This window comes from Micromonospora sp. NPDC023869, from assembly GCF_055559695.1.
This window is the reverse complement of the sequence record NZ_JBVHKD010000017.1, coordinates 51,654-74,080: the sequence shown is the minus strand read 5'-3', so window position 1 is coordinate 74,080 and position 22,427 is coordinate 51,654. Positions and strand designations below refer to the sequence as shown.

Below are 22,427 nucleotides of genomic sequence, written 5' to 3'. Positions count from 1 at the left end.
CCTCGGCTGCGGTGCCGGGCCTCACCGGCCCGGCGCGGCAGTCGAGAGCGCCCCGTGCCGCCCGGTCGATCCGACCGGGCGGCACAGTGCTGCTGTTTCGGGACCACTGCGGTGCGGTCAGTGGGCGGACAGCGTCCCGCTGATCTCGTTCGGGGCCGACGGGAGTTCCACCGAGCCGACGATCGTGCCGGTGGTCAGGTCGAGCCGGTGCACCTTCCTGCTCACGGGCTCGGTGACGTAGGCGGTGTCGCCGCGCACGAACAGGGCGGGACGGGGCTCCTGCCAGTTCATCGGCTCCTGCCACGCGGCCACCACGGGCCACGAGGCGGCGAAGGTGCCGGTGGCCGGGTCGACCACGTGCAGCTTGCCGTCGGTGCCGAGGATCAGGCCCTCGCCCTTCGGGCCCCGGGCCAGGGAGCGGAAGCTGTAGCTGACGCCCTCGGGCATCGGCACCACCTTCAGGGCGTTCGCGGCGGTGTCGATGAGCGCGAACTGCTGCGGGAACTCCCGCTCGGCGTCCGGATCGATCTTGTAGTCGCCGAGCAGGACGGGCGAGTCGTCGCTGCCGGCCTGGGTGCCGACGGCACCGTACGCCCGGTCGCTGGGAACCTTGACGAACGCGCCGTTCTTGAACAGCAGGACGCCGTCCTTGCAGCCGAACGCGACGACCTCGCCCTGGGCGACGGCCTCGCCGTGTACGCCGGGGCACTCCTCGCTGCGGGCGATCTCCTTGCCGTCCTTGTCGAGCGCGATCGCGCCGGGCCGGGACTCCTCGGTGCCCAGGGTGACCACGAGGGTGCCGTCGCGCAGTTCGACCGCCACGCCGTGGTGCGGCTGTGCGGTCTTGTACTGCCGCCCGGCGGGCTTGCCGTCGGCGAGGTCCGCCGAGACGAAGCTGTGCACCTCGCCGGTGCCGTCGGTGAACAGGATGGTGCGGTCACCGTGCAGGACGACGTGGCCGGGCTTGGCGCCGGGGTAGGTGATGTCGGTCATCGTGCCGGTGGCGGCGTCGAGCACCTGGAAGCCGGCCTCGGTCGAGACGAAGACACCGGTGGCGTTGCCGGCCGGGTTGACCCGGTTGAACCCGTCGAGGGCGACGGTGTGCGCCACCCGCAGGGTCTCACCGTCGAGCACGTAGATGCCGCCGTCGTAGGTGATCGCCACCGGATCCGGCACCGATCCGTTGGGCGACGGTGCGGGTGATCCGCTCTCATCCGTGGTCTCGGTGGCGCATGCGGCGAGGGCCAGCGATGCGGCCATCAGCACGGCCACACCACGGCTACTGCGTCGAGTCACGACGATTACTCTCCTTCTGAAACTGACAACCATTTTCAATTACGATACAGAGGGGGCCCGGACGGGTCGCGCCGGGGGGGTCAGCCGCTCAGGCCACCGACGATCGCGTCGACGTTGAAACGCATCATGTCCAGATAGGTCGGCGCGTCACCGTCGGCGTCGCTGAGCGACTCCGAGTACAGCCCCACGACGCGTACGGAGATGCCGGCCTCGCTGGCGAGGACCTCGGCGAGGCGTGCGGGTTGCGCGGTGTCGGCGAAGATGGCCGGTACCCGGTGGGTCTCGATGGCGGTGACCAGCGAGGCGAGGTCGGAGGCGCTCGGCGAGGCCAGGGTCGTCCCGCTCGGAATGATCGCGCCAACGACCGTGAGGTCGTAGCGCGCGGCGAGGTAGCCGAAGACGTGGTGGTTGGTGACCAGGACGCGGCGTTGCTCCGGCACCCCGGCGAAACGCGCCGCCACCGTCGCGTCCAACTCCCCGACCTGCTTCGCGTACGACTCGGCGCGCCGCCGGAGGGCGTCGGCGTCCACGCCGTCGACGTGCGTGACGATCTCCTCGGTCAACATCCGCACGGCGGTGACGACGCGGACGGGGTCGGTCCAGAAGTGCGGATCCGCAAGCCCGGCGGCGTCGCCGTCCCGATAGTCCATCGGCTCGACCCGGGCACCCACCTCCACCGTGGGCACCCCCTCGGATCTCGCCGCCTCCACATGGTGCAGCACGCCCTCCTCGAGCCCGAGGCCGTTGTAGACGAGCAGGTCGGCCGTCTGCATGGCGTGCGCCTCCCGGGCGGAGACGGCGAACGAGTGCGGGTCGGCGTTCGGCTTCATGAGCACGCTGACCCGAGCCTGGTCGCCGACGATCTCGCGGACCACGTCGCCGAGGATGTTGGTGGTGACCACGATGCGCGTCGGCTGCGGTCCGGTGCAGGCGATGCCGCCGGCCAGCAGGACGGCCGCCGTGGCGAGCGCCGTCAGGAGTCTGGGTGCCTTCATCGGCCGACCTCCACCACGAGATCCGGTCGTTCGGTGACCCGCAGCTTCCGGGCGGTACGCAGCCCGTCGCGATAGTCGATCTCGTGGATGACCCGGGCCGCCGGCTCGGTGAGGTAGGCGCGGTCGACGTCGAGCGTCAGGTTCGTCGCCGGTACGGTCGACTGTGCCAGGACCTTCCCGGTCTCCAGGTCGTAGCTGACCAGCCTGCCGGTGTCGTCCAGGGCCAGCACCGTGCTCCCGTCGGCCGGCGAGGCCGCCGCCACGAGCCGACGATCGTCCACCGGCAGGTAGCGTAGGGTGGCCTTGGCCGCGTTCACCGACCAGATCCCGTCGTGGTCCGCGACTGCCGCCTCGTTGCTGCGCGGTCGGTATCCGAACGCGTCGGTGGCGACCGGCGCACGGGGGCTGGCCAGCGTGGTGGCGGTGAGCCGGTCACCGTCGAGCTTCACCCGGACGAGACCGTCCGCACAGGCGATGACCGCGCCGCCGCGTAACACCGCCCACCCGCGCGGGTCGACGCAGGCGACGTCGAGTCCGCCGGTCGGCTCGCCCCGCTCGTCCATGGCGACGATCCGGTCCGCCGGCCGACCCGGATCGTCTCCGACGGCGACGAGAAGGTGCTCCGCGTACGGCACGGCGAGCGCCGTGGCACTGCCGGAGGGGATCGCGGCGAGCCGGGTGACCTGGCCTGCTTCGAGCGCACGCCGGTCAAGCACGGTGACCGTGCCGTCGGCGGTGCCGATGGTGGTGTGCGCCTCGACGCCGGCGACCGTCGTGATCGGCGCGTCGAGCGTCAGCGAACCGACCGGCCGTGCCGGCGAACGGTAGTAGTGGACGTGGTCGGTGTGGTCGACCGTCCAGACCCCGGTGTCGACGATTTCGACCCGCCGGTCACCGTCGTCGACGTAGACGAATCGGCCGTCCTCGGTGATCCGCTCGGCACCGAACGGGAGGTCGATCCCGTGCTCCGACTCGGTGATCAGGTCGAGCAGGTGCAGCCGTCCGACGCCACGGGTCGCGTACGCGATGGCCGACTGGGCCTCGGCCATCTCCTCGGCGCCGGCGACGTAGCCGTGCGGTGTCTCCTCGCTCGTCGGTGGATCACCTGATCCACAGGCGGCCACGGTGAGCGTGAGGCTCAGGGCGACGACACAGGCCAGCAGCCTGTCGGTTCGTGTCACGGACGTCCTTCCAGCGTGGGGGCGGCGACGGATGCGGGCACCGGGGACCGGAGACGCCGCACCCCGGTGGTGACCCACCGCGCGCCGAGAATCGTGAAGAAGATCAGTACGGTGACGGCCGCGATCGTGGCACCGGCAGCGGTCGCGGCGTACCAGGAGATCCAGAGGCCGACCACGGTGGCGGCGGAGCCGATCAGGAAGCTGGTCAGCATCAGCGCCGGCAGCCGCCGCGCGACGAGCATGGCCGCTGCCGACGGTGCGATCAGCATGCCGAAGGCGAGCAGTGTGCCGACGACGCTGAAGGCGACCGCCATCGTGATGGTGAGCAGCGCGAGCATCGCCGCATTGGCCAGGTCGGGGCGCAGCCCGAGGGTCCGGGCCTTGCGCGGGTCGAAGGTCAGCGCGAGGAACGGCCGGTAGCACGCGGCGGTCACCGTGGCGACCACCGTGACCGCGACGCCCAGCATCACCAGGTCCGACCAGCGGATCGCCAGCACGTCGCCGAACAGGAACGCCATCAGGTCGGTGGCGAACGACCGCGAGTGCGACACGATGATGACGCCGACCGAGAGCATCCCGACGAACAGCAGCCCGATGGTGGTGTCGCGTCCGAACTCGCGGCTGTGTCGGAGTGCGTTGACCCCGGCCGCCATCGCGAAGGCGCTGGCGGCGGCGCCGACGACGAGGTTGCCGCCGAGGATCGACGCGATCGCCACGCCGGGCAACATGCCGTGGCTCATCGCCTCGCCGAGGAAGGTCATCCCACGAGCGATCACCCAGACGCCGACCAGCGCGCACGCGCCGGCCAGCAGCACGCCGCCGACGAGCGCGCGGACGACGAAGGACACCGTGAACGGTTCGACCAGGGACGACATCACCCGGCCGACTATACTGAAACGAAAATCGTTGCCGTTAAGGGGTTGCTATGGGTTCCGACGTCCTGACCGCCGAGAACGTCGGCTTTCGATACGCCGACGTTCCCGTCCTGCGCCATGTCGACCTGGGCGTCGCATCCGGAGCCGTGATCGCGCTGACCGGCGCCAACGGTTCCGGCAAGAGCACGCTGCTGCACCTGCTGGCCGGCGTCGCGCAGCCGGCCGAGGGGCGCGTCCACCGTCGGCCCGGCACCCGCCTCGCCCTGTTGCCGCAGCGCACCAGCGACATCGACGCCACTCCGCTGACCGTCGCCGAATGCGTCCAGATCGGGCGGTTCACGCTGCGTCGCCGCCTCAGCCGCGACGACCGTGCGGCGATCTCGCAGATCATGCAGCGACTGGACATCGCCCACCTGGCCCGCCAACGGCTGCGCGAACTCTCCGGCGGTCAGCGACAACGCACGCTCATCGCCCAGGCGCTCGTCCAGGACGCCGACGTCTATCTCCTCGACGAGCCCACCGCCGCCCTCGACACGCACAGCCGACAGCGGGTCCACGAGCTGCTCGCCGAGCGCGTCGCCACCGGCGCGGCCGTGGTCGTCGCCAGCCACGACCCCGCCGAGACGGCGCTCGCCGACCGCACGTTCCACCTCGACGGCACCATGACCAGCACCGCCATCGCCCGGTGACGGCCCCTACCCGGCCCCTCAGTGGCCCTTGGTCACGTCCAGTCCCTTCGGAGTCAGGGCGAACACCACGACCACCGACACCAGCATGATCGCGGCGCCGATGCCGCCGACCAGCATCAGTCCGTGGGTGAAGGCGTTCTGGGCCTGGGCGGCAGCCGCAGCCCCGGCCGGACCCAGGCCGTCCAGCACGTGCAGGGCGCCACCGAGCGACTCCTGGGCCACCCCCACCTGCTCGGGGCTCAGCCCCGCAGCGGCCAGATCGGAGGCGGGGAGTTCGGCGCGGTACAACGCCGCCGCCGTGCTGCCCAGCACGGCCACGCCCAGCACCGCGCCCAGTTCGTAGGAGGTCTCCTCAATGGCGGCGGCGCTGCCCGCGTGCTCGGCCGGTGTCCCGGACATGATGATCGCCGAGGCGATGGCCAGCGAGCCCATCCCGGCCCCGAGCAGGGCCAGGAAGATCCCGACTGGGGTGTAGCCGAGCGGCTCGGGGGCCACCGCCAGGACCGCGAAACCCAGACCCGCAAGCGCCAGGCCACCCACCAGGACGGTACGGGCGCCGATGCGCTGGGCCAGCGCCGGTGCCAGCGGCGAGACCACCGTCGCGGCGATGGCCAGCGGCAGCAACGCGCCACCCGCCTGCAACGGCGACATGCCCCGCACGAGTTGGAGCCACTGGGCGGAGAGCAGCAGCGCCGACCCCATGGCCAGCATGGTGAACAGCGCTGCCAGCGTGCCGGCCGTGAACGAGGGGACGCCGAACAGGCGTACCCGCAGCAGCGGCGAGTCGCTGCGCAGGCACCGCAGCACGAACCACACCAGCAGGGCGAGCCCCGCCGTCAGGGCCGCCAGCGCCAGTAGATCGGTCGGCCCCTCCTTGGCGATGCGCTTGATGCTCCACACCAGGGCGGTCATGCCCGCGATCGACAGCACGGTGGCCAGCGCGTCCCAGCGGCCCGGGTTGGGGTTGCGGGCCTCCGGCAGCAGCAGCACCGCCGCGACGATCGCCGCGACCATCCAGGGCACGTTCAGCAGGAACGCCGCCTGCCAGGCGAAGTGCTCCAGGAGCAATCCACCCACGATCGGCCCCACGGCCGCACCCAGGGAGGCGACCGCCGCCCAGATGCCGAGCGCCTTGGCGCGTTCGGCCGGATCGGTGAAGAGGCTCCGGATCATCGACAGGGTCGCCGGCATGATCATCGCCCCACCCACGCCCAGCAGGGCGCGAACCGCGATCACCATCGGGGCCGACTCGGCCACCAGGACCAGCAGGGACGCGCCACCGAAGACCGAGAATCCGGCCAGGAGCAACCTGCGGCGACCCCACCGGTCGCCCAGGGTGCTCATGCTGACCAGGAGCCCGGCCAGGACCAGCGAGTAGATGTCGACGATCCAGAGCTGCTGGGCGGCGGTCGGCGACAGTGCCGCGGCCATGTCGGGCAGGGCGACGTTCAGGATGGTCATGTCCATGACCACCACCAGCAGGCTGGTGGAGAGCACGGCCAGGGCGGCCCACCGGCGCCGGGCGGACAGGTGCCCGGCGGTGGCCCCGGGTGCGTCGGAGGTGTGCGTCGTGCTCACTGGTCCTCCGGGAGGGACGTGCCCATCAGGGCGGCGATGGCCATGCGCAGGGCCCGCTCGTCGACGGGCCGATCGTGCAGCAGGGTGTAGAGGATGACGCCGTCCAGGTAGAGGGCGGTGGCCTGGGCGGCCTCGGGGGTGGCGTACGCCGAGAGGATCTCGGTCGTGCCCCGGATCCAGCGCTGCGCGTACGGACGCAACTCGGGCTGCTGGACGCCGGCGTAGTAGAGCAGGTTCTCGGCCTGTAGCCGTGCGCGGTCGCTCAGGTAGTCCATGAACAACGCGGCAAGACCTTCGGGGCTTCCCGCGCAGGCGTGGACGGCCTGCGCGACCTGCCGGATCTCCTCGTCGGCCTGGGCGACGACGATCTCCAGGGCGCTCGTGCGCAGGTCGTCCAGCGAGTCGAAGTAGTAGGTGGTGGCGCCCAGCGGCACCTGGGCCAGCTCGGCCACCCGGCGGTGGGTCAGGGCCTCCCAGCCGTTGTCGATCATCTCCTGCGCGGCGACTTCGAGCATCGCGCGCCGACGCCCCTCGGGATCCCGGCGGGAGGTCATGGGCGCTCCCCGCGTGCGGGCAGTCCGGTGGTCATGCTCAGCCTCTCGAACTAGTACGTCCGTACAAGTACAAACGTACTAGACGCCCGGCGCCGGTCGGCATGACCTGCGTCACCGCGCGCCCCGCGCCCGATGCCCGCGCGGGTGAGGGGCGCCTGTTCGTCGAGGTCCCCTGCTTGCGCGGGGGCGGTCGGGCGTCTGGGTGTCATTCGGATATCGGTCGCCGTCGACCTCTCGCGGCTGTGGCGTCGGTTTGTTTGTCGATGCGAACGCATGGACCGAAAAGACGTGACTAGTATCGACGAGAATCATTAAATAGTGGCGCGTTCAAGTGATGCCGAGGGGTGTTTTTCCTGTTCAACTGAGGTTGAACACCGAGAATTGTGTGGCAAAGCGACACGTCAACGGTGGTTTACCGTCCTGTTACCTCTCTTGAATAGAGCGACTTTGGGAGCGCTCCCTACACTCGTCGCGATGATCACCTCACCCGAAGGGAGTTTGTGATGAGTGGAGCATTGGATCTGTCCGACCTGGACGCCACCGACATCTCGTGGACGGACGGCGACGAGCAGTCGACCGGCCTGTACGCGGTGGCACCGGTCGGCAGCGTCGTCCTGACCGAGGGCGCGAGCGACGGCAAGACCTGCGGCGGCGGTTCCTGCGGCTGCGGCGGCCGACCGATCAGCTGGTGCTGCGTCAACTGCCACTGATCGGGTAGCGGGCGCTGGTCAGCCGCGACGCGGTGGTCCAGCGCCCGGGTGGGGCGTCGGCGTCGGCGTCGGCGCCCCAATCCCTGCCAGTACGTGCGGATCCGGGAAGGGATTCAGGAATGGCCTCCGAGATGAACACCGGTGTCGAGATCAGCGTGGTGATCCCCACGCACGAGGACGCCCAGTGTCTGGAACTGACGCTGCGGTCGCTGCGTCGGCAGAGCCTGGCATCGGAGCGGTTCGAGGTGATCGTGGTGCGCGACGGTGGTGACGGCGGGGAGTACACCGACGTGGCCGACGCCGGGAAGGGGCTGAACCTACGGCTGGTCGAACTGCCCGAGCGGCAGGGCCGGGCGGCGGCACGTAACGCGGGGGTACGGCACGCCTCGGCCGGCCTGCTGCTCTTTCTCGACTCCGACTCGTACGCCACACCCGAGCTGGTGGAACGGCACCTGATGCACCACCTGGGCGCCGGCCGCCCCGCGGTCCTGCTGGGGCGGCGGGACGAACTGGGACTGCCGTACGTCAACGCCGCGCTGGCCGGCGAGCCGACCATCCCGGTGCCGCGCCGACGTGCCGCCGGGGGCGGTGACCTGCGCTTCCCGGCCGGGGTGGCCCCGTCCGGGGAGGAATGGCTGCAGGCGGGATGGATGTTCGCGTACACCCACAACATCTCGGTCTCCCGAGCGCTGTTCGACGCGGTCGGCGGATTCGACGAGCGGTTCGGCCTGCGCTGGGGGCTGGAGGACATCGAGCTGTTCTACCGGGTGCACGAACACCTCGGCCTGCACGACCGCAACTTCGCCTTCGACGAAGCGGCTGCCGCCTACCACCTGCCCCATCACCGCAACGTCGACCGGAACTGGCAGGAGTTCTCGACCAACCGCAGCCTCGCCGCCGAGAAGTATCTCATCCTGGAGTGGGAGTTCTTCGGCATGTTGGACGTCTACGACTCAGCGGAGCGGGTGGTGGGCTACCGCGCGGCGATCGCCGACTGCCTGGCCCGGTCCGCCTGCCGCATCGAGTCCGCCGTCGCGCTTCTCACCCCGCACCTGCCGGGCGAGCGGGTGCTCTGGGTCGGCACGGGCAGTGATCGGACGTCGCTGCCCGAGGGGGCCGTGACCTTCGACTTCTCCGTGCCGGCCAGCGCCACCAACCACCACCTGATCGGCATGGACCCGCCGATCGCGCCCGGCAGCCTCGACGCCGTCGTCAGCGTCGACTTCTGGCGCTACCTGAGGTGGGAGGAGTTCTGCCAGTTCGTCAACGTGGCCGGTGCCCTCGCCGGGGAGGTCCACCTGGTCGACACCGGAGCCGAGCTCGCCAACGCGGTCGACCCGGACATGTCGACCTTCGGCTATCTCAGCCGCGTCCTGCGGACCGCGTTCGACAGCACCGTCGGTGAGGTCGAGGGACTGGGTACGGTGCTGCGCCTGCGTCCGCGCGTCCCACCGGCCCTTCCGACCGAGTGACGCCGACCCCACGACGCCGATGACACCCAGCACCGTGATCGAGGCCCGTGGCCTGACCAAGACCTTCCGGACGCCCGACAAGCAACCGGGACTGACCGGGTCGCTGCGCCATCTCGTCCGGCCGAGGCACCGCTCGCACACGGCCGTGGACGGCATCGACCTGACGGTCGCGGCCGGGGAGGCCGTTGCCTACGTGGGACCCAACGGCGCCGGCAAGTCGACCACCGTCAAGCTGCTCACCGGCATTCTCCAGCCGACCTCGGGACAGGTCGAGGTCTGTGGCATCGTGCCGCACCGCAACCGGTTCGCCAACGCCCGCAACATCGGTGTGCTCTTCGGCCAGCGCAGCCAGCTCTGGTGGGATCTCCAGGTCCGCGACTCACTCGCGCTGCTGCGCGACATCCACCGGATCCCGCAACGACGGTACGCGGAGCGGCTCGACGAGTTCGATGCCCTGCTCGGCCTGGGGGAGCTGCTGCCGGTGGTGACCCGCCGACTCTCTCTCGGCCAGCGGATGCGGGCCGACCTCGCCGCCGCCCTGCTGCACTCGCCCTCGGTGGTGTTCCTCGACGAACCCACGATCGGGTTGGACATCATCGCCCGCCAGGCGGTCCGCGACTTCCTGCGCGCCCAGTGCCGTAACGGCACGACACTGCTGCTGACCACGCACGACATGGGTGACATCGAGCAGGTCTGCCAACGCCTGGTGATCATCGACGGTGGTCGGGCCATCTTCGACGGACCGATCGACGCCGTACGCGCACAGGTCGCCCGGCAACGCACGCTGCACCTGACCCTGGACGCCGACTGGTCCGCCGCCCACGATCCCGACCTGCCGGGCACCCGCCTGTCTCCGGGCACCTCACCGCGGCACGTCTCGATCGCCTTCGACCACGCGACCTACGGCGCGGGCGAGATCGTGGCCGCGGTCGCCGCCCGGGTGCCGGTGGTCGACCTGCGGATCGACGAGCCCTCGATCGAGGACGTGGTCCGCCGGGCGTACGCGGGCGAACTCGGTCAGCCGACGGTGGGACGACCGGCATGAGGGCGTACCGGACGCTGGCCCGGATGGCCTGGTCGACGGTGCTGGTCTACCGGGGCGAGTTCCTGCTGCAACTTGCCGGTGTCGCGGTGCAGACCGTGGCGCTGTTCGCGGTGTGGCGCGCGTTGTTCGCCGCCGACCCTGGCGGCGAGATGGCGGGTCTGACCTGGGAACAGATGAAGGCGTACCTCTTCGTCGCCTTCCTGGCCGGCACCCTGCTCTCCAGCTTCACCGACGGGCAGGTCGCCCTGCGGGTGCTGGACGGCTCGGTCGCCATCGACCTGCTCCGGCCGATCGACTACCAGTTGGCCCGGTTCGCCGAGACGATCGGCTATCTCGTCGGCGAACTGCTGGTGGTCGCGGTGATGGGCTCAGTGCTGCTGCTGGCGTTCGGCGGGATGCCGCTGCCCGACCCCACCCAGGCCGGGCTGTTCCTGCTCAGCCTGCTCGCCATGGTGCCGCTGAAGTTCGCACTGGTCTACCTGGTCGGACTGGCCTGCTTCTGGACGGGCAACTTCCACGGGTTGAGCATGTCCCGGATCGCGATCACCAACATCCTCTCCGGCGCGCTGGTGCCGATCGCCCTGTATCCCGACTGGTTGCAGACGATCTGTGCCTGGTCGCCGTTCCCCGGCATCGTCTCCACCCCGGCACTGATCTTCCTCGGCCAGGTCCGGGGCACCGAGTCGCTGTACCTGATCGGCGTCCAGGTGCTCTGGGTCGCGGTGCTCTGGACCGGTGCCCGGCTGCTCTGGCGCGTCGCCGTACGCCGACTCGTGGTGCACGGAGGCTGACATGCTCGCAACGATCGAGGCGGTACGGATCTACCGACGGCTGCTCGGGGCCCACTTGCGGGCCGTCCTGGAGTACCGGGCCGACGCGATGCTCACCATCGCCGCAGCCGTACTCGGCCAACTGGCCGGGCTGATCTTCGTGGCCACGATCTTCCGGCAGGTGCCCGTCCTCGAAGGCTGGACACAGTGGGAGGTCCTCTGCGTCTGCGCGATGGTGATGCTCGCCGAGGGGATCGGCTCTCTATTCTTCGAGGGCACCTGGCACCTCAGCGGCATGGTCAACCTCGGTGCCCTGGACTACCTGCTGGTCCGCCCCTACCCGGTGATCCTCCAGGTGACCGGCGCGGCGGTCGGCGTCAACGGCCTCGGCAACGTCGTGGTCGGCACGGTGCTGCTGGTCGCGGCCGTCGGACGGACGGACGTGGCGTGGTCGCCGGTCACCGTGCTGTGGGCGGGGCTGCTGCTGGCCAGCGGACTGCTGGTGAAGATCGCTGTCAGCCTGGCCACCAACGCGTTGACGTTCTGGCTGCTGAGCCCGTCGAACTCCGTCGCGGTCAGCGTGCACATGCTCGGTGACCTGGCCCGGTACCCGCTGACCGTCTACGGCACCGGCGTACGGGCGCTGCTCGTCGTCGTCCCGGTCGCCTTCGTCGGCTACTTTCCCGCCGCAGCCCTGCTGGACAAGGGCGTCTCGGCCACGATCGGCCTGCTGACCCCGGTCGTCGCGCTGGCCTGCGCCCTCGCCGCCTGGCGGATCTTCGAGGCCGGGCTTCGTCGCTACGAGAGCGCGGGGACCTGAGATGACACCCGAAGCACCGGGCGACGTCGTGGCGCGTTACCTGGACGCGGTCGACGCCCAGACCGGCGCGGCACCCGCCGCCTACCTGCCGCCGCAGAGCAAACGCTACCCGGGCAGCCCGCGTACGCCGTTGCCCTGGCCGGGGCCGGGCGCGCGACCGTTGGCCGACACCGGCCTGGACCGGATCAGCACGCTGCTGCTGGGCTACGGACCGCGCCGGGTGGAGATGCTCACCCAGGCCGGGATGTCGGCGTTGACCGGAACCCCGTCGAGTGGGCCGGCCTTCGCCCGCGTCCTGCCCGCCTGGTTCACCCTGCGCTGGACCGTGCCGTCCGGCGGCGCCTACTACCCGGGCGAGGTCTACCTCGCCTGGACCGGATCCGGGGACCTGCCTTCCGGCGTCTACCACTACGACCACGTCCACCACTGCCTCGAACTGCTGCGCGACACGAACCCCGCCGCCGACGTCGACCGGCTGCTCGGCCCGGCGACGACCGCCCCGGCCGGCGCAGAACGTAGCGCTCTGCTGCTGGCCTGCCGGCCGTGGAAGAACGGCAGCAAGTACGGCGCGTTCGGTTACCAGCTCGGCACCGTCGACGTCGGCGTGCTGCTCGGCCAACTGCTCACCTGGCCGCAGACCGGCACCGCCCACCTGGCTCCCGATCCCCGGGCCGCCGACGACCTGCTGGGACTCGACGGCATGCTGGAGACCGTCTACGCGGTGATCGAGATCCCCACCGGCACCACGCCGGACACCCCGCCCGGAGCCGGCACCCCGCCCGGCACCTGCACCCCGCCCGGTCGGACCGCGCCACCGGAACCGGTCGGCCTGGCCCACGACCGGCTCGTCCTGGCCGACGCCGATCCACACGCGGTGGCCCTGCACCGGGCCGCCTGGGCCGGGACCGACATGCCGCAGCGCGCCACGCCACTACCTGCACCGCAGGTCACGACACCGTCGGACGCGGCCCCCGTCCATCTGCCCGAGGTCACGCCGCTGGACCTGATCGGTGCCGCCGCCGACCGGGCGTCGGCCTGCGACCTCGCCCCCGGCCTGCGCCTGACGCAGCTCGCCGACGTCCTCGCGTACGCCGGTGGCCACCGGACCACCACCGCCGCCCTGGCCGAGCTGGCCCGGCACCCGCTGCACCCGGCACTGTGGTGCCTGGTCAGCCAGGTGGACGGATTGCCGCCCGGCGCTTACCGCTACGACCCCCGACACCACCTGCTCCGGCCGTCGACCGGTGCCGACCGGGCGGGACCGCCCACCACCGTGGTCGCGCACCGCATGGCGACCGCCGGCGTCAGCATCGTCGTCGTCGCCGGGGGAGAGCGACCCATGACCGACCTGACCCCCACGGAGTTCCGCCGACTCCACCTGCTCACCGGAACCGTCGTGCAACTGGCCGCCCTGGCCGCGCAGGCGGTCGGTGCGGCGATCCGCCCGATCGGCGGGTTCTCGGCCCCCGACGTCGCCGCACGACTCGGCCTGCCCGGCGGAGACACCCCCGTCCTGCAACTCCTGCTCGGCGCGCCCACGTCGCGTGCCGGACTGCTGGCCGTGGCACTCACGGAAGGAACCACGAATGGATGACCAACGGATCCCGGTGCTCACCGGTCAACCGGCGCCGGAGACGGTGCTGGCGACGGTGGCTCGGCACGGGGCGGCCCTGCTGCGCGACGGCGACCGGCAACGCGAGGCGTTCGTCCGGTTCGGCGACGCGGTGATGTCGCCGCTGCCGTACGACGGCGCCTTCCACGACGAGCGGGACGTCGTCGACGACGATCCGACCACCACCACGGTCACCCGTGGCACCCAGGGGATGCCGCTGCACCGCGAGGCGTCGTACGCGCCGGGATCCCCGGACCTGATGACCTTCTTCTGCGAACGGCCCGCAGGCGACGGCGGGGGTGGCACCACGCTCTGCGACGGGATCGCGTTGCTCGCCGCGTTGCCCGCGCCGGTGCGCGAGCGGTTCACGCAGATGGAGATCATCTGGGAGAGCCGGATGCCCACCGCCGACTGGCAACGGATGTTCGGCACCACCGACCCGGCCGAGGCACAGGGCGCGCTGCGACGGTGGGAGCCGTACCTGCGCCCCTGGGAGTCGATCCACGTCGACGTCACCGACGAGGGGATGACGACCGGCTTTGGCACCCACTGCACGCCGCCGACCAGGTTCGGTGCCGTACCCGCCTTCTGCAACTCGCTGTTCATCAGCCGTCCCCGCGACGACGAGTACCACGATCGGCGGTTACGGGTGCGTACCCCGGACGGGCCACCCGTCGACGACGACCTCGTCGCCACCGCCGCCGAGATCGCGGCCGGTCTCACCGTCACCGTGCCTTGGCAGGCCGGTGACGTCCTGGTCGTCGACAACTCCCGGTACCTGCACGGCCGCCAGGCGTTCCAGGACACCGGCCGTACCGTCCTGGTCCGGATGGGCATGCTCGACCGGGCGGTGGCGGCATGAGGGCCAAACTGCGCGACGACCTGATGTACGTGCCCACCGAGGACGGCGTCTACCTGGAGACGGGCACCACCAGCACCGAGATCAGCGGCGGATCCGCGTACGGTCTGATCCGCCGGATCGCCCCGCACCTGGACGGCACCCGCACCGTCGCGGACCTGACCGCCGGCCTGCCCGCCCCGCCACAGCGCCTGGTCACCGACCTGGTCACCATGCTCGTCGACCGGGGCATCGCCCGCGACCTGGACCGGGATCCGCCACACGGGCTCCAGGACTGGGAGCTGGACCGGTATCGCCAGGCCATCTCCTTCGCGGAGCACGCCGCCGACGCCCCGCCGCACCGCTTCGAGTCCTTCCGCAACAGCCGGGTCCTGCTGATCGGCGCCGGTCCGGGCCTGGCCGCACTGGTCCAGACCCTGTTCGACGTCGGACTCCGGCGGGCCACCCTGGTCCCGACCGCCGAATCGCCGACCGACCCGGCGGCCTGTCGGCGGATCCTCGACCGCCACCGCGCCGACGACCCCACCGTCGAGCTGGACCTGCGGCCGGACCTCGCCGCCGCGCTCACCGACGACGCCGCGCTCGCCGCCCTGATCGGTACGCACGACGCCGTGCTGCACTGCACCGACCGGCTGATGGCGGGCCGGGCGCTGACGCTGAACCGGGTGGCCCGCGCACACGGCGTCGCCGCCCTGCACGCGCTGGCCACCGGCGGCAGCGCGTGGGTCGGCCCCACCGGCGGCGGGGCCGCCGGCGGTTGCTGGGAATGCGTGGTCTGGAGCCTGCACGGCACCAGCCGCTCCGGCGACGCCCCGTGGCAGGACGACCAGCCGGACCAGGTCCCGGAGTACCTGACCGCCCCGGTCGGTGCCCTTGTCGGCACGGCCCTCGGCTTCGGCTACTTCCGGCACGCCGTCGGCGCCGAGACCGTCACCACCAGCCGCATGACCCACATCGACCTGGCATCGGCCGTCACCAGCGAACACCTGCTCACCGTCCACCCCCGCTGCCAAGCCTGCCGCCGCGACCGACCGGCCGGCGACCTCGCCGAGCGGATCGCCACGGTGACCCGACGTCCGGCGGTCGACGCCGAGACGTTCGCCACCCGGGTGGCCACCCTGATCGACCCGCGACTGGGTCCGGTGCTCGACATCGGCACCGGCCGGCAGTCGCAGACGTCGGTGAGCTGCATCGAGGCGACCGTCGCCGACGTGGCCGGCACCGGGACCGGACCGACGACCGTGACCGCCATCGGCGACGACCGCCGCCAGGCGCTCAACCGCGCCGCGGTGGCCGCCGTGGAGTCGCTCGCCGGGCAGGCGGCCACGGTCGCCGACACCACCCCGACCCGCTGGTGGGACCCGGTCGCCGGGGAGGTCGTCGCGGCGGTGCCCACCGCCGCGCTGCTGGCCGCCGGTCTCAGCTGGACCGAGGCGGTGGGCCGGGCACTGCTCAGGTTGCGCCGCACGACCGCGACGGCACCGGACGCCGGTCACCTGTCCGACGCACCCTCCGACGCGACGCACCCGGCCGGTTCCGCACTCGACCCCGCCGACTGGCCGGAACCGGTCCGGACCAGGGCAGCGGACATGAGCGTCCTCGGACACGACCTCGCCGCCTGGTGTGACACGTCCAGCACGCCGACCGTCTTCGTCGGCACCACCGACGGTTGGCTCGCCCACAGCACCGCCCCGGACACCGCGACCGCCCTCGAACAGGCCATGCAGACGGCGGTCGCCGCCCTCACCGGACGCGAACCGGCCGGTGCGGACGTCGGCCCGGACCTCGGAGTCGGCGAGTGGGACGCCTGGCTCCCGCCACTGCTCAAGGAGGTGGACGCCGCCGGGCAGCGACTTCTCCTGCGGCCGGTCGACCACCTGCCCGACACCCGGGACGTGCTCCCGTTCCTCGTCGAAGCCATGCTCACGCCACGACCCGGAGACGCCGGATGACCGACACGACCACGCTGACGCACGCCGTTCGCGTCCACGGCGACGGCGCCCTGTTCCAGGCCGTCGCGGACGCGACGGCACCGATCCGGACCGACCGCCCGGTGGACCTGTTCGTCGTCGACGACCGGACCGACCGGGTGCAGGACGCGGCCCGCCGCGCCCACCAGGAGGGACGGGACTTCCTCCCGGTCTACCCGACGCCGCGCGGTGTCCGGGTCGGCCCGTACGTCACGGCCGGGCGACCCGGCTGCCACCACTGCGTACGCGTCCGCGAACGTCGCGCCCGCGTCACCGGGACACCCCAGCGCTCGGCGCTCTGGCGTGCCCTGTACGAGGAATCCGTCACCGCGCCGACCCCCGTCCTCGGCCCGCCGGTGCGCACCACCGTGGCCGCGCTGGTCACCGACGAACTCGTGCGGGTGACACGCGGTGCGACTCCACGATGCGCCGGCGCGGTGCTCGAGGTCGGCACCGCCACCCTGGCGGTCAGCCGCCACCGGTTCATCCCCGACCCCGAGTGCCCGTCGTGTACGACCCTGCCCGACGACGGGCCCGAGGCGGGCACCTTCACGTTGGTGTCCCGGCCCAAGTCGGCGCCGGACGACTACCGCGCCCGCAGCCTCCCCGCCGAGCACGAGCGGCTGCTGGAGTCCATGGTCGACGTCGAGACCGGCCTGATCTCGTCGATGACGCTCCACCACAACCACCCGATGATCCTGGCCGCCGCCATCGGCGGCCCGGCCTGCTGCACCGAACTGTCCGGATACGGGCGCACGTTCAGCTATCCGGCCAGTGTGTCGGTCGCCATCGCCGAGGCACTGGAACGGCTGGGCGGCACCCTGCCGCGGGCCCGTCGGACCCGGGTCCGCGCCTCGTTCCGCGAACTCGGCCCGGACCGCGCCGTCGCACCCCCGGCGCTGGGCCTGCCCGACTCGCCGCCGCACCCCAATGCCGTGCGATACCACCCGGACCTGCCGGTGGAGTGGGTGTACGCGTACTCCTTCCGCCGCGACGGCCCGGTCCTGGTTCCGGAGAGCACGGCCTACTACGGCTCGCACGCCACGGCCTTCGGCCTGGAGAGCTCCAACGGCTGCGCGCTCGGCGGCAACCTGGAGGAGGCCATCCTGCACGGCATCTTCGAGGTGGCCGAGCGCGACGCGTTCCTGGCCACTTGGTTCGCGCGGCTGCCGGTGCCCCGGGTCGACCCGCTCACCTCGGCGGACCCGGCGACCCGGCTGCTGGTGCGCTGGCTGGAACGCACCACCGGAAGCCGGCTGCACGTCTTCGACATCACCATGCCGGAGGGGATCCCCGCGCTCTGGCTGATGCTGGTGGACGAGGACGACCGGGCCGGCGAACCCAAGGCGTTCTGCGGCGCGGGCGCCCACCTCGACCCCGAACGGGCGCTCTGGTCCGGGCTGGTCGAACTGGCCAGCGTCGCCGACGCCACGAAGGAGATGGTGGCCGCCGACACCACGGCGCCCGACCTGGTCGCCGACTCCGACCTGGTCCGGTCGATGGAGGACCACGCGCTGGTCGCCGCCGCCCCGCAGAGCTGGGACCGTTTCGCCTTCCTCTACCAGCGCGACGAGATCCTCTCGATGGAGGCCGCGTTCCCGCCCGCGAAGCGGTACCGACCCGCCACCGACCTGCTCGACGATCTGCGCTGGGTCGTCGACCGGTACCTCGACAGCGGCCTGGACGTGGTCGTCGTCGAACAGACGGCCCGGGAACAGGCCACCGTCGACCTCACCTGCGTCAAGGTCATCATCCCGGGCACGCTGTCGATGGTCTTCGGGCACCGGAACCGCCGGGTCGACCTGCCTCGGCTCAGGGAACTCCCGGTACGGCTGGGCTACCGGTCCACGCCGCTTCCGCCCGAGGAGATCAACCCCTACCCGCACCCGTTCCCCTGACCCCGCACCGCGACGGTCGACGGTGACGGCTGATCCCGGCGGGCAACAGGTCACTCCGACGCCTTCGCGGCCCAGTAGTACTGCTTGTGCCCCCTGGCCTCCATCACTGCCACGAGATCCTCGGCGTCCGCGCGGGACTCCGTGCGCGTCACTTCGTACCGGTTGCCGTTGTCGTCCTGTCGCCACACGATCCACCGCGCCGACCGGTCGGCGTCGGCGGTGGACTCCGGCGGCAGGTCGGGGTCGGGATCGGAGCGACGGGGGCCTTCCGGACCGTCGTCGAAGCGGAGGAGAGTCTCGACCCGGGTGATCCGGAAACGACGCTGCTCGACGCCGATCTCGTCGGTCCGGCCGGCTTCGAGCGCATCGGTGGCCTGCTGGTACGCGGCACCTGGGCGCGGGGGTAGTGCGCGGTCAGCAGGTCGACCTTCAGCATCGCCGCGCCGACCCCGGTGGGTGCGGCCGGATCGGCGACCACCTCCGGGTCGAGAAAACTGTCGTGCTACGGCCGATCGCGCCGCAAATGCGGCGACGACCGTCAGCGACTCCGGTGGCGGACACCTTTTCGTCTTCGCTCCGCCGGCACCGATGGGGAGATCGGTGACCGGACGTCGATGCGATTCATGCACCAGCGGTCAGATTCGTGCACGACCGGTAAAAGGCCCGTCACGGTGCGCGTGACCCCGGCGGGCAGAGGCTTCACGGCACCGGAACGAGCGTTTCGCCGAGCCGCGCCAGATGAGCCGTGCGGCCGGTCAGCGACCGGCTTTCGCGTGGTACTCGTCCACGATCTCCTGCGGAATCCGGCCCCGGTCGGAGATGTCCTTACCGGCCTTCTTGGCCCACTCCCGGATCGCCTTGTTCTGCTCCCGGTCGGTGCTGGCGGAACCCTGACCACGGGCAGCCCGGCCGCCCACGACCACGCCGCCGCGACCCACCTTCGTGCCGTGGGCGACGTAGGAGGCGAACGCGTCCCGCAACTTCGCGGCATTGCTGCTGGACAGGTCGATCTCGTACTGCACGCCGTCGAGAGAGAACTTCACGGTCTCGTCGGCGTCGCCGCCGTCCAGGTCGTCGACCAGCTTATGAATGATCTGCTTAGCCACGTCTGAGCACATTCCCTTCCAGTGAGGACAGTTCCGCGAACGTGGTAGTCACAATAGCGCCTGCGTTACTTGCCGCGTCAACGGGATCCGCATAACGGTCCAGGCATTGACCGATCCGATCGTCCGGGCGGATCTGCCCGTCCCGAGAGCGCCGAAAATGTTCGGTGCGGTAAGTGGATGGCGACTATGTGTCGCGGCGAAGGGTGATCAGTTGCCCGCCGCCGTCGCGCGAATCGGGCTCCGGCCGGGAGCCGGGTGGTGTGCGCCCGGGGATCGTCGCGAGCGATTCCGGTCGGGCGGGTGCGGTCCTAGCCGCGCGGGGCACCCGACGCGGCCGACGGCGGTGCTCGGGGCCGGTGCGGTTTTGGGCCGCCGGGTCGCTGCCGCCGTGCGATCGGCAGGCATTCGACCCCGATCTCGCGCGGAGGGCGCCCGGGGAACTGTTCGCGGAGCGGTCGGCCGAGTCGGCGGGGCGAATTCGTGAGAACGCCATTCTCGACTGCGTTCGACGCCGGACGCACCGCTGCTCCGGTCCGGAAGGGGTCCGGACCGGAGCAGCGGCGTAAATGCCGACCTCGCGGATCAGACGATGTTGATGTCGCTGCACCACATGTAGGTCTGGTCCATGTGCGACGCCTTCCAGATCACGAAGAGGACGTGCTGTCCGCTACGGCCGGAGGTCGAGACGTTGAACGAGATGTTCTGCGTCGGCGCGTACCGCCCGGTCGTCTGGATCAGGTCGATGTTTCCCCACCCGACCTGCTGGGTCGCCGGGTTGAACCCCTGCCGGGTCAGGTAGACCCGGAAGTAGTCGGCGCCGTGGCTGGCCTGGTCGTAGAACTGGAGCGTGAAGCTGCGGCTGACGGTGGTCGCCTTCCAGGCGCCCGGCTGGTTCAGGGCGTTGTTCCGGGAGAGGGCGTTGCTGCACAGCTGACCGTCAGGCGTACGAGCCTGGAACTGCCCGCCCAGGCCGTCGCGCAACTGGCTCATCCAGTTCCACATGGTGTCGGGGTTGGCCTGGAAGGCCCGGTAGCACATCGGGTCCTGCGTCTGCATGGCCGGATCCATGTGCCGGTGGCCCCAGTTCTGCCAACACTGGTAGGCGCGGGTCGCCGGGTTGATCACGGTGCCGTGGGCCTGGGCGGCGCCGGCCCAGGGCAGCATCGCGACGACCATGGTGAGCGCCAGGGCGAGTGCCTGGAGAGGTCGGCGGACGACCGACCGGGATTGAGGGGGGTGGTGTGAACGCACGGTGCATCCTCCGTTCCGAGCGCTCCGGGACGGTGTGGGAGCGCTTCCAACGAGTGTTGCATCGAGGATACCCTATATCAATGATCATCTATTAAGTCGATGTTCTGAAGCCGCGACATTCACCCCGGCACTGCGAATTCGTCGCAGTCGGGGCGACGGTCCGGCGGACCGCCGCCCCGACTCCGGTCAGTTCAGGGAGCCGCTGTCGATCGGGGGATCGCTCGGCGCGTTCGGTCCCACCGGATCGAGGCCGGGTAGACCGGGGGTTTTCGAGGACCGGCTACGTGCCGTCTTCGCCGCTCGCATCGCCGATCGACCTTCCACTGCGCCGCCGGCGCCCCCGGCGCCGAGGCAGCAGCAGGGCCACGACCGGTGAGCGGGTGCGTCGTCCCGTAGGTTGATAGCGCACGAACGGGATCGACGGCGAGGGGCGGACCACACATCATGACGGCGGTATCGGGCGGGCGGCCTGCTGCTGCGGGTCCGGCGGTGACCACGCCCGCGGCAGAGGACGACCTGCGTACGTTGTTCGGCCAGTCCATCGCCGTGTTCGCCTCGCTCACCGGGCCGACGCATCTGCTGGAGGCGGCGAACCCGGCCTTCTTCACCACGATCGGCCAGGAACGCGCACGCACCGGGGTCCCGCTGGCGGACCTGATGCCCGAACTCGCCGGTCAGGGCTTCATCGACCTGCTGGACCAGGTCTACCGCGCGGGGGAGTCCTACACCGGACGGGACGTCCGGGTCGTGCTGGGCACCGGCCCGCAGGCCCGGGAGACCTTCTTCGACTTCACCTACGAACCACGCCGCGACACCGACGGTACGGTGATCGGCATCCGGGTGATCGGTGTGGAGACCACCCAGGTCAAGCACGCCCAGTGGCTGATGGCCGAACACCGCGCACTGCTGGAGCAGATCGCCCGTCAGGCACCGCTGACCGAGGTGCTCGACGGGATGGCCCGCTGCATCGAGAACCTCGCTCCGCAGGAGGTGTTCGTTTCGGTCCTGTTGGCCGACCCCGACGGCCGGCACCTGCGCCACGGTGCCGCGCCCAGCCTGCCGGACTTCTACAACGAGGCCATCGACGGCATCGCCACCGGTGAAGGCGTCGGTTCCTGCGGCACCGCAGCCCATCGGCGGCAGCCGGTCGTCGTCACCGACATCGCCACCGACCCGTTCTGGAGCGACTTCCGCCCGTTGGCCGACCGGGCCGGGCTGGCCGCCTGCTGGTCCACGCCGATCCTGGCCCGCGACGGCGGACTACTCGGCACCTTCGCCATGTACCACCGCACCCCACGCGTCCCGCAGGACACCGACCTCGCCATCGCCCGGCTGTTCGCCGGCACCGCGGCGCTGGCCATCGAACGCCACCACATCGAGCAGGCGCAGAAGGCCGCCGAGGAACGCGCCGCGGCAGCCCACGACGAACTGGCCAAGGCGATCCGCGCCGAGCGCGAACTCCGCGCCGAGGCTGAGCAACGCGCTGCCGCCGCCGCGGAACTCAACGCCCGGATGCGGTCGGCCGCCGCCGCGCAGGTCGCGGTGCCGCACCCCGATCACTGCCAACTCGGCGGTACGGCCGGATGCACCGCACCGGCCGAGATCAAGATCGCCGACTCCTGGGGCGACGCCGCGTGGGGCTGCCCCACCCACGTCGAGGAAGCCATCATCAACGTCCGTTCGGTCTTCATCGCCAACGAGGAACTCGGCGGCCTGGCCGCCTACCTGCACCGCTGAACCCGCCGG

General features: G+C 71.2%; 20 protein-coding genes and 1 pseudogene. 11 read left to right on the top strand and 10 right to left on the bottom strand.

The window, feature by feature from the left end:
* Positions 1–117: 117 nt before the first annotated feature.
* The 4 genes from aztD to aztB form a co-directional block, all read right to left on the bottom strand.
* Complete coding sequence (aztD, locus tag ACZ31C_RS30365; RefSeq protein WP_465798194.1) at positions 118–1,296, bottom strand: zinc metallochaperone AztD; 1,179 nt, start codon at positions 1,294–1,296, stop codon at positions 118–120.
* 80 nt (positions 1,297–1,376) lie between these two features.
* Positions 1,377–2,291, bottom strand: coding sequence for a zinc ABC transporter substrate-binding protein AztC (aztC, locus tag ACZ31C_RS30360; protein WP_465798193.1), 915 nt, complete (start codon positions 2,289–2,291; stop codon positions 1,377–1,379).
* Positions 2,288–3,472, bottom strand: a complete 1,185-nt coding sequence (locus tag ACZ31C_RS30355) for a hypothetical protein (protein WP_465798192.1) — start codon at positions 3,470–3,472, stop codon at positions 2,288–2,290. The genes aztC and ACZ31C_RS30355 overlap by 4 nt, the downstream gene beginning before the upstream one ends.
* Entirely contained in the window at positions 3,469–4,347 is an 879-nt protein-coding gene (aztB, locus tag ACZ31C_RS30350) for a zinc ABC transporter permease AztB (protein ID WP_465798248.1), read from the bottom strand. Before aztB ends, ACZ31C_RS30355 begins: the two co-directional genes overlap by 4 nt.
* A 50-nt stretch (positions 4,348–4,397) precedes the next feature.
* Between aztB and aztA the strand changes: the two genes are divergently transcribed.
* The gene (gene aztA / locus ACZ31C_RS30345; protein WP_465798191.1) at positions 4,398–5,036 is read left to right on the top strand and encodes a zinc ABC transporter ATP-binding protein AztA; all 639 of its coding nucleotides are present in this window, start codon (positions 4,398–4,400) and stop codon (positions 5,034–5,036) included.
* Positions 5,037–5,054: 18 nt separating this feature from the next.
* Here aztA and ACZ31C_RS30340 read toward each other — a convergent pair whose 3' ends face one another.
* Together ACZ31C_RS30340 and ACZ31C_RS30335 are read right to left on the bottom strand one after the other, a co-directional pair.
* Entirely contained in the window at positions 5,055–6,614 is a 1,560-nt protein-coding gene (locus ACZ31C_RS30340; RefSeq protein WP_465798190.1) for an MFS transporter, read from the bottom strand.
* Entirely contained in the window at positions 6,611–7,168 is a 558-nt protein-coding gene (locus tag ACZ31C_RS30335) for a TetR/AcrR family transcriptional regulator (RefSeq protein WP_465798189.1), read from the bottom strand. Before ACZ31C_RS30335 ends, ACZ31C_RS30340 begins: the two co-directional genes overlap by 4 nt.
* A 503-nt stretch (positions 7,169–7,671) precedes the next feature.
* On the opposite strand from ACZ31C_RS30335, the gene ACZ31C_RS30330 reads away from it, so the two are divergent.
* The 9 genes from ACZ31C_RS30330 (at position 7,672) to ACZ31C_RS30290 (ending at position 18,324) form a co-directional block, all read left to right on the top strand.
* Positions 7,672–7,878: a hypothetical protein gene (locus ACZ31C_RS30330; RefSeq protein WP_465798188.1), complete on the top strand. Its 207-nt coding sequence runs from the start codon at positions 7,672–7,674 to the stop codon at positions 7,876–7,878.
* A 119-nt stretch (positions 7,879–7,997) separates the two neighbouring features.
* Entirely contained in the window at positions 7,998–9,350 is a 1,353-nt protein-coding gene (locus ACZ31C_RS30325) for a glycosyltransferase family 2 protein (protein WP_465798187.1), read from the top strand.
* Between the two features lie 19 nt (positions 9,351–9,369).
* On the top strand, positions 9,370–10,395 hold the full coding sequence (locus tag ACZ31C_RS30320) for an ABC transporter ATP-binding protein (RefSeq protein ID WP_465798186.1): 1,026 nt from the start codon (positions 9,370–9,372) through the stop codon (positions 10,393–10,395).
* Complete coding sequence (locus ACZ31C_RS30315; RefSeq protein WP_465798185.1) at positions 10,392–11,186, top strand: ABC transporter permease; 795 nt, start codon at positions 10,392–10,394, stop codon at positions 11,184–11,186. Before ACZ31C_RS30320 ends, ACZ31C_RS30315 begins: the two co-directional genes overlap by 4 nt.
* A gap of 1 nt (position 11,187) precedes the next feature.
* Positions 11,188–11,985, top strand: a complete 798-nt coding sequence (locus tag ACZ31C_RS30310) for an ABC transporter permease (protein WP_465798184.1) — start codon at positions 11,188–11,190, stop codon at positions 11,983–11,985.
* Between the two features lies 1 nt (position 11,986).
* Positions 11,987–13,579 carry a nitroreductase family protein gene (locus ACZ31C_RS30305; protein WP_465798183.1) on the top strand — a complete coding sequence of 531 codons (1,593 nt, stop codon included), beginning with the start codon at positions 11,987–11,989 and terminating at the stop codon, positions 13,577–13,579.
* Entirely contained in the window at positions 13,572–14,459 is an 888-nt protein-coding gene (locus ACZ31C_RS30300) for a TauD/TfdA family dioxygenase (RefSeq protein ID WP_465798182.1), read from the top strand. The genes ACZ31C_RS30305 and ACZ31C_RS30300 overlap by 8 nt, the downstream gene beginning before the upstream one ends.
* Positions 14,456–16,408, top strand: coding sequence for a TOMM precursor leader peptide-binding protein (locus ACZ31C_RS30295; RefSeq protein ID WP_465798181.1), 1,953 nt, complete (start codon positions 14,456–14,458; stop codon positions 16,406–16,408). The genes ACZ31C_RS30300 and ACZ31C_RS30295 overlap by 4 nt, the downstream gene beginning before the upstream one ends.
* Positions 16,405–18,324 (top strand): TOMM precursor leader peptide-binding protein, encoded by a 1,920-nt coding sequence (locus tag ACZ31C_RS30290; RefSeq protein ID WP_465798180.1) that lies wholly within the window; start codon positions 16,405–16,407, stop codon positions 18,322–18,324. Before ACZ31C_RS30295 ends, ACZ31C_RS30290 begins: the two co-directional genes overlap by 4 nt.
* 50 nt (positions 18,325–18,374) lie before the next feature.
* Here the strand turns inward: ACZ31C_RS30290 and ACZ31C_RS30285 are convergent, their stop codons facing one another.
* From ACZ31C_RS30285 to ACZ31C_RS30270, 4 genes and pseudogenes are all read right to left on the bottom strand, one after another.
* A complete protein-coding gene (locus ACZ31C_RS30285) occupies positions 18,375–18,512 on the bottom strand; it encodes a hypothetical protein (RefSeq protein WP_465798247.1) in 138 nt (45 codons plus the stop codon).
* Positions 18,513–18,623: 111 nt separating this feature from the next.
* Positions 18,624–18,953: pseudogene (locus tag ACZ31C_RS30280) on the bottom strand (hypothetical protein); the annotation flags it as partial.
* Between the two features lie 126 nt (positions 18,954–19,079).
* Positions 19,080–19,430 (bottom strand): Lsr2 family protein, encoded by a 351-nt coding sequence (locus tag ACZ31C_RS30275; RefSeq protein ID WP_396747958.1) that lies wholly within the window; start codon positions 19,428–19,430, stop codon positions 19,080–19,082.
* Between the two features lie 582 nt (positions 19,431–20,012).
* Positions 20,013–20,606: a lytic polysaccharide monooxygenase auxiliary activity family 9 protein gene (locus ACZ31C_RS30270; protein WP_465798179.1), complete on the bottom strand. Its 594-nt coding sequence runs from the start codon at positions 20,604–20,606 to the stop codon at positions 20,013–20,015.
* 564 nt (positions 20,607–21,170) lie between these two features.
* On the opposite strand from ACZ31C_RS30270, the gene ACZ31C_RS30265 reads away from it, so the two are divergent.
* Complete coding sequence (locus tag ACZ31C_RS30265; RefSeq protein WP_465798178.1) at positions 21,171–22,418, top strand: GAF domain-containing protein; 1,248 nt, start codon at positions 21,171–21,173, stop codon at positions 22,416–22,418.
* The last annotated feature ends 9 nt before the right edge of the window (positions 22,419–22,427 follow it).

Bases quoted from the DNA above. Each gene is read 5' to 3' on its own strand.
- ACZ31C_RS30330 (WP_465798188.1), top strand. From the start codon at position 7,672: ATGAGTGGAGCATTGGATCTGTCCGACCTGGACGCCACCGACATCTCG.
- aztB (WP_465798248.1), bottom strand. From the start codon at position 4,347: ATGTCGTCCCTGGTCGAACCGTTCACGGTGTCCTTCGTCGTCCGCGCG.
- aztA (WP_465798191.1), top strand. From the start codon at position 4,398: ATGGGTTCCGACGTCCTGACCGCCGAGAACGTCGGCTTTCGATACGCC.
- ACZ31C_RS30295 (WP_465798181.1), top strand. From the start codon at position 14,456: ATGAGGGCCAAACTGCGCGACGACCTGATGTACGTGCCCACCGAGGAC.
- ACZ31C_RS30305 (WP_465798183.1), top strand. From the start codon at position 11,987: ATGACACCCGAAGCACCGGGCGACGTCGTGGCGCGTTACCTGGACGCG.
- ACZ31C_RS30310 (WP_465798184.1), top strand. From the start codon at position 11,188: ATGCTCGCAACGATCGAGGCGGTACGGATCTACCGACGGCTGCTCGGG.
- ACZ31C_RS30320 (WP_465798186.1), top strand. From the start codon at position 9,370: ATGACACCCAGCACCGTGATCGAGGCCCGTGGCCTGACCAAGACCTTC.
- ACZ31C_RS30315 (WP_465798185.1), top strand. From the start codon at position 10,392: ATGAGGGCGTACCGGACGCTGGCCCGGATGGCCTGGTCGACGGTGCTG.
- ACZ31C_RS30270 (WP_465798179.1), bottom strand. From the start codon at position 20,606: ATGGTCGTCGCGATGCTGCCCTGGGCCGGCGCCGCCCAGGCCCACGGC.
- ACZ31C_RS30335 (WP_465798189.1), bottom strand. From the start codon at position 7,168: ATGACCTCCCGCCGGGATCCCGAGGGGCGTCGGCGCGCGATGCTCGAA.
- ACZ31C_RS30300 (WP_465798182.1), top strand. From the start codon at position 13,572: ATGGATGACCAACGGATCCCGGTGCTCACCGGTCAACCGGCGCCGGAG.
- ACZ31C_RS30290 (WP_465798180.1), top strand. From the start codon at position 16,405: ATGACCGACACGACCACGCTGACGCACGCCGTTCGCGTCCACGGCGAC.
- ACZ31C_RS30325 (WP_465798187.1), top strand. From the start codon at position 7,998: ATGGCCTCCGAGATGAACACCGGTGTCGAGATCAGCGTGGTGATCCCC.
- aztC (WP_465798193.1), bottom strand. From the start codon at position 2,291: ATGAAGGCACCCAGACTCCTGACGGCGCTCGCCACGGCGGCCGTCCTG.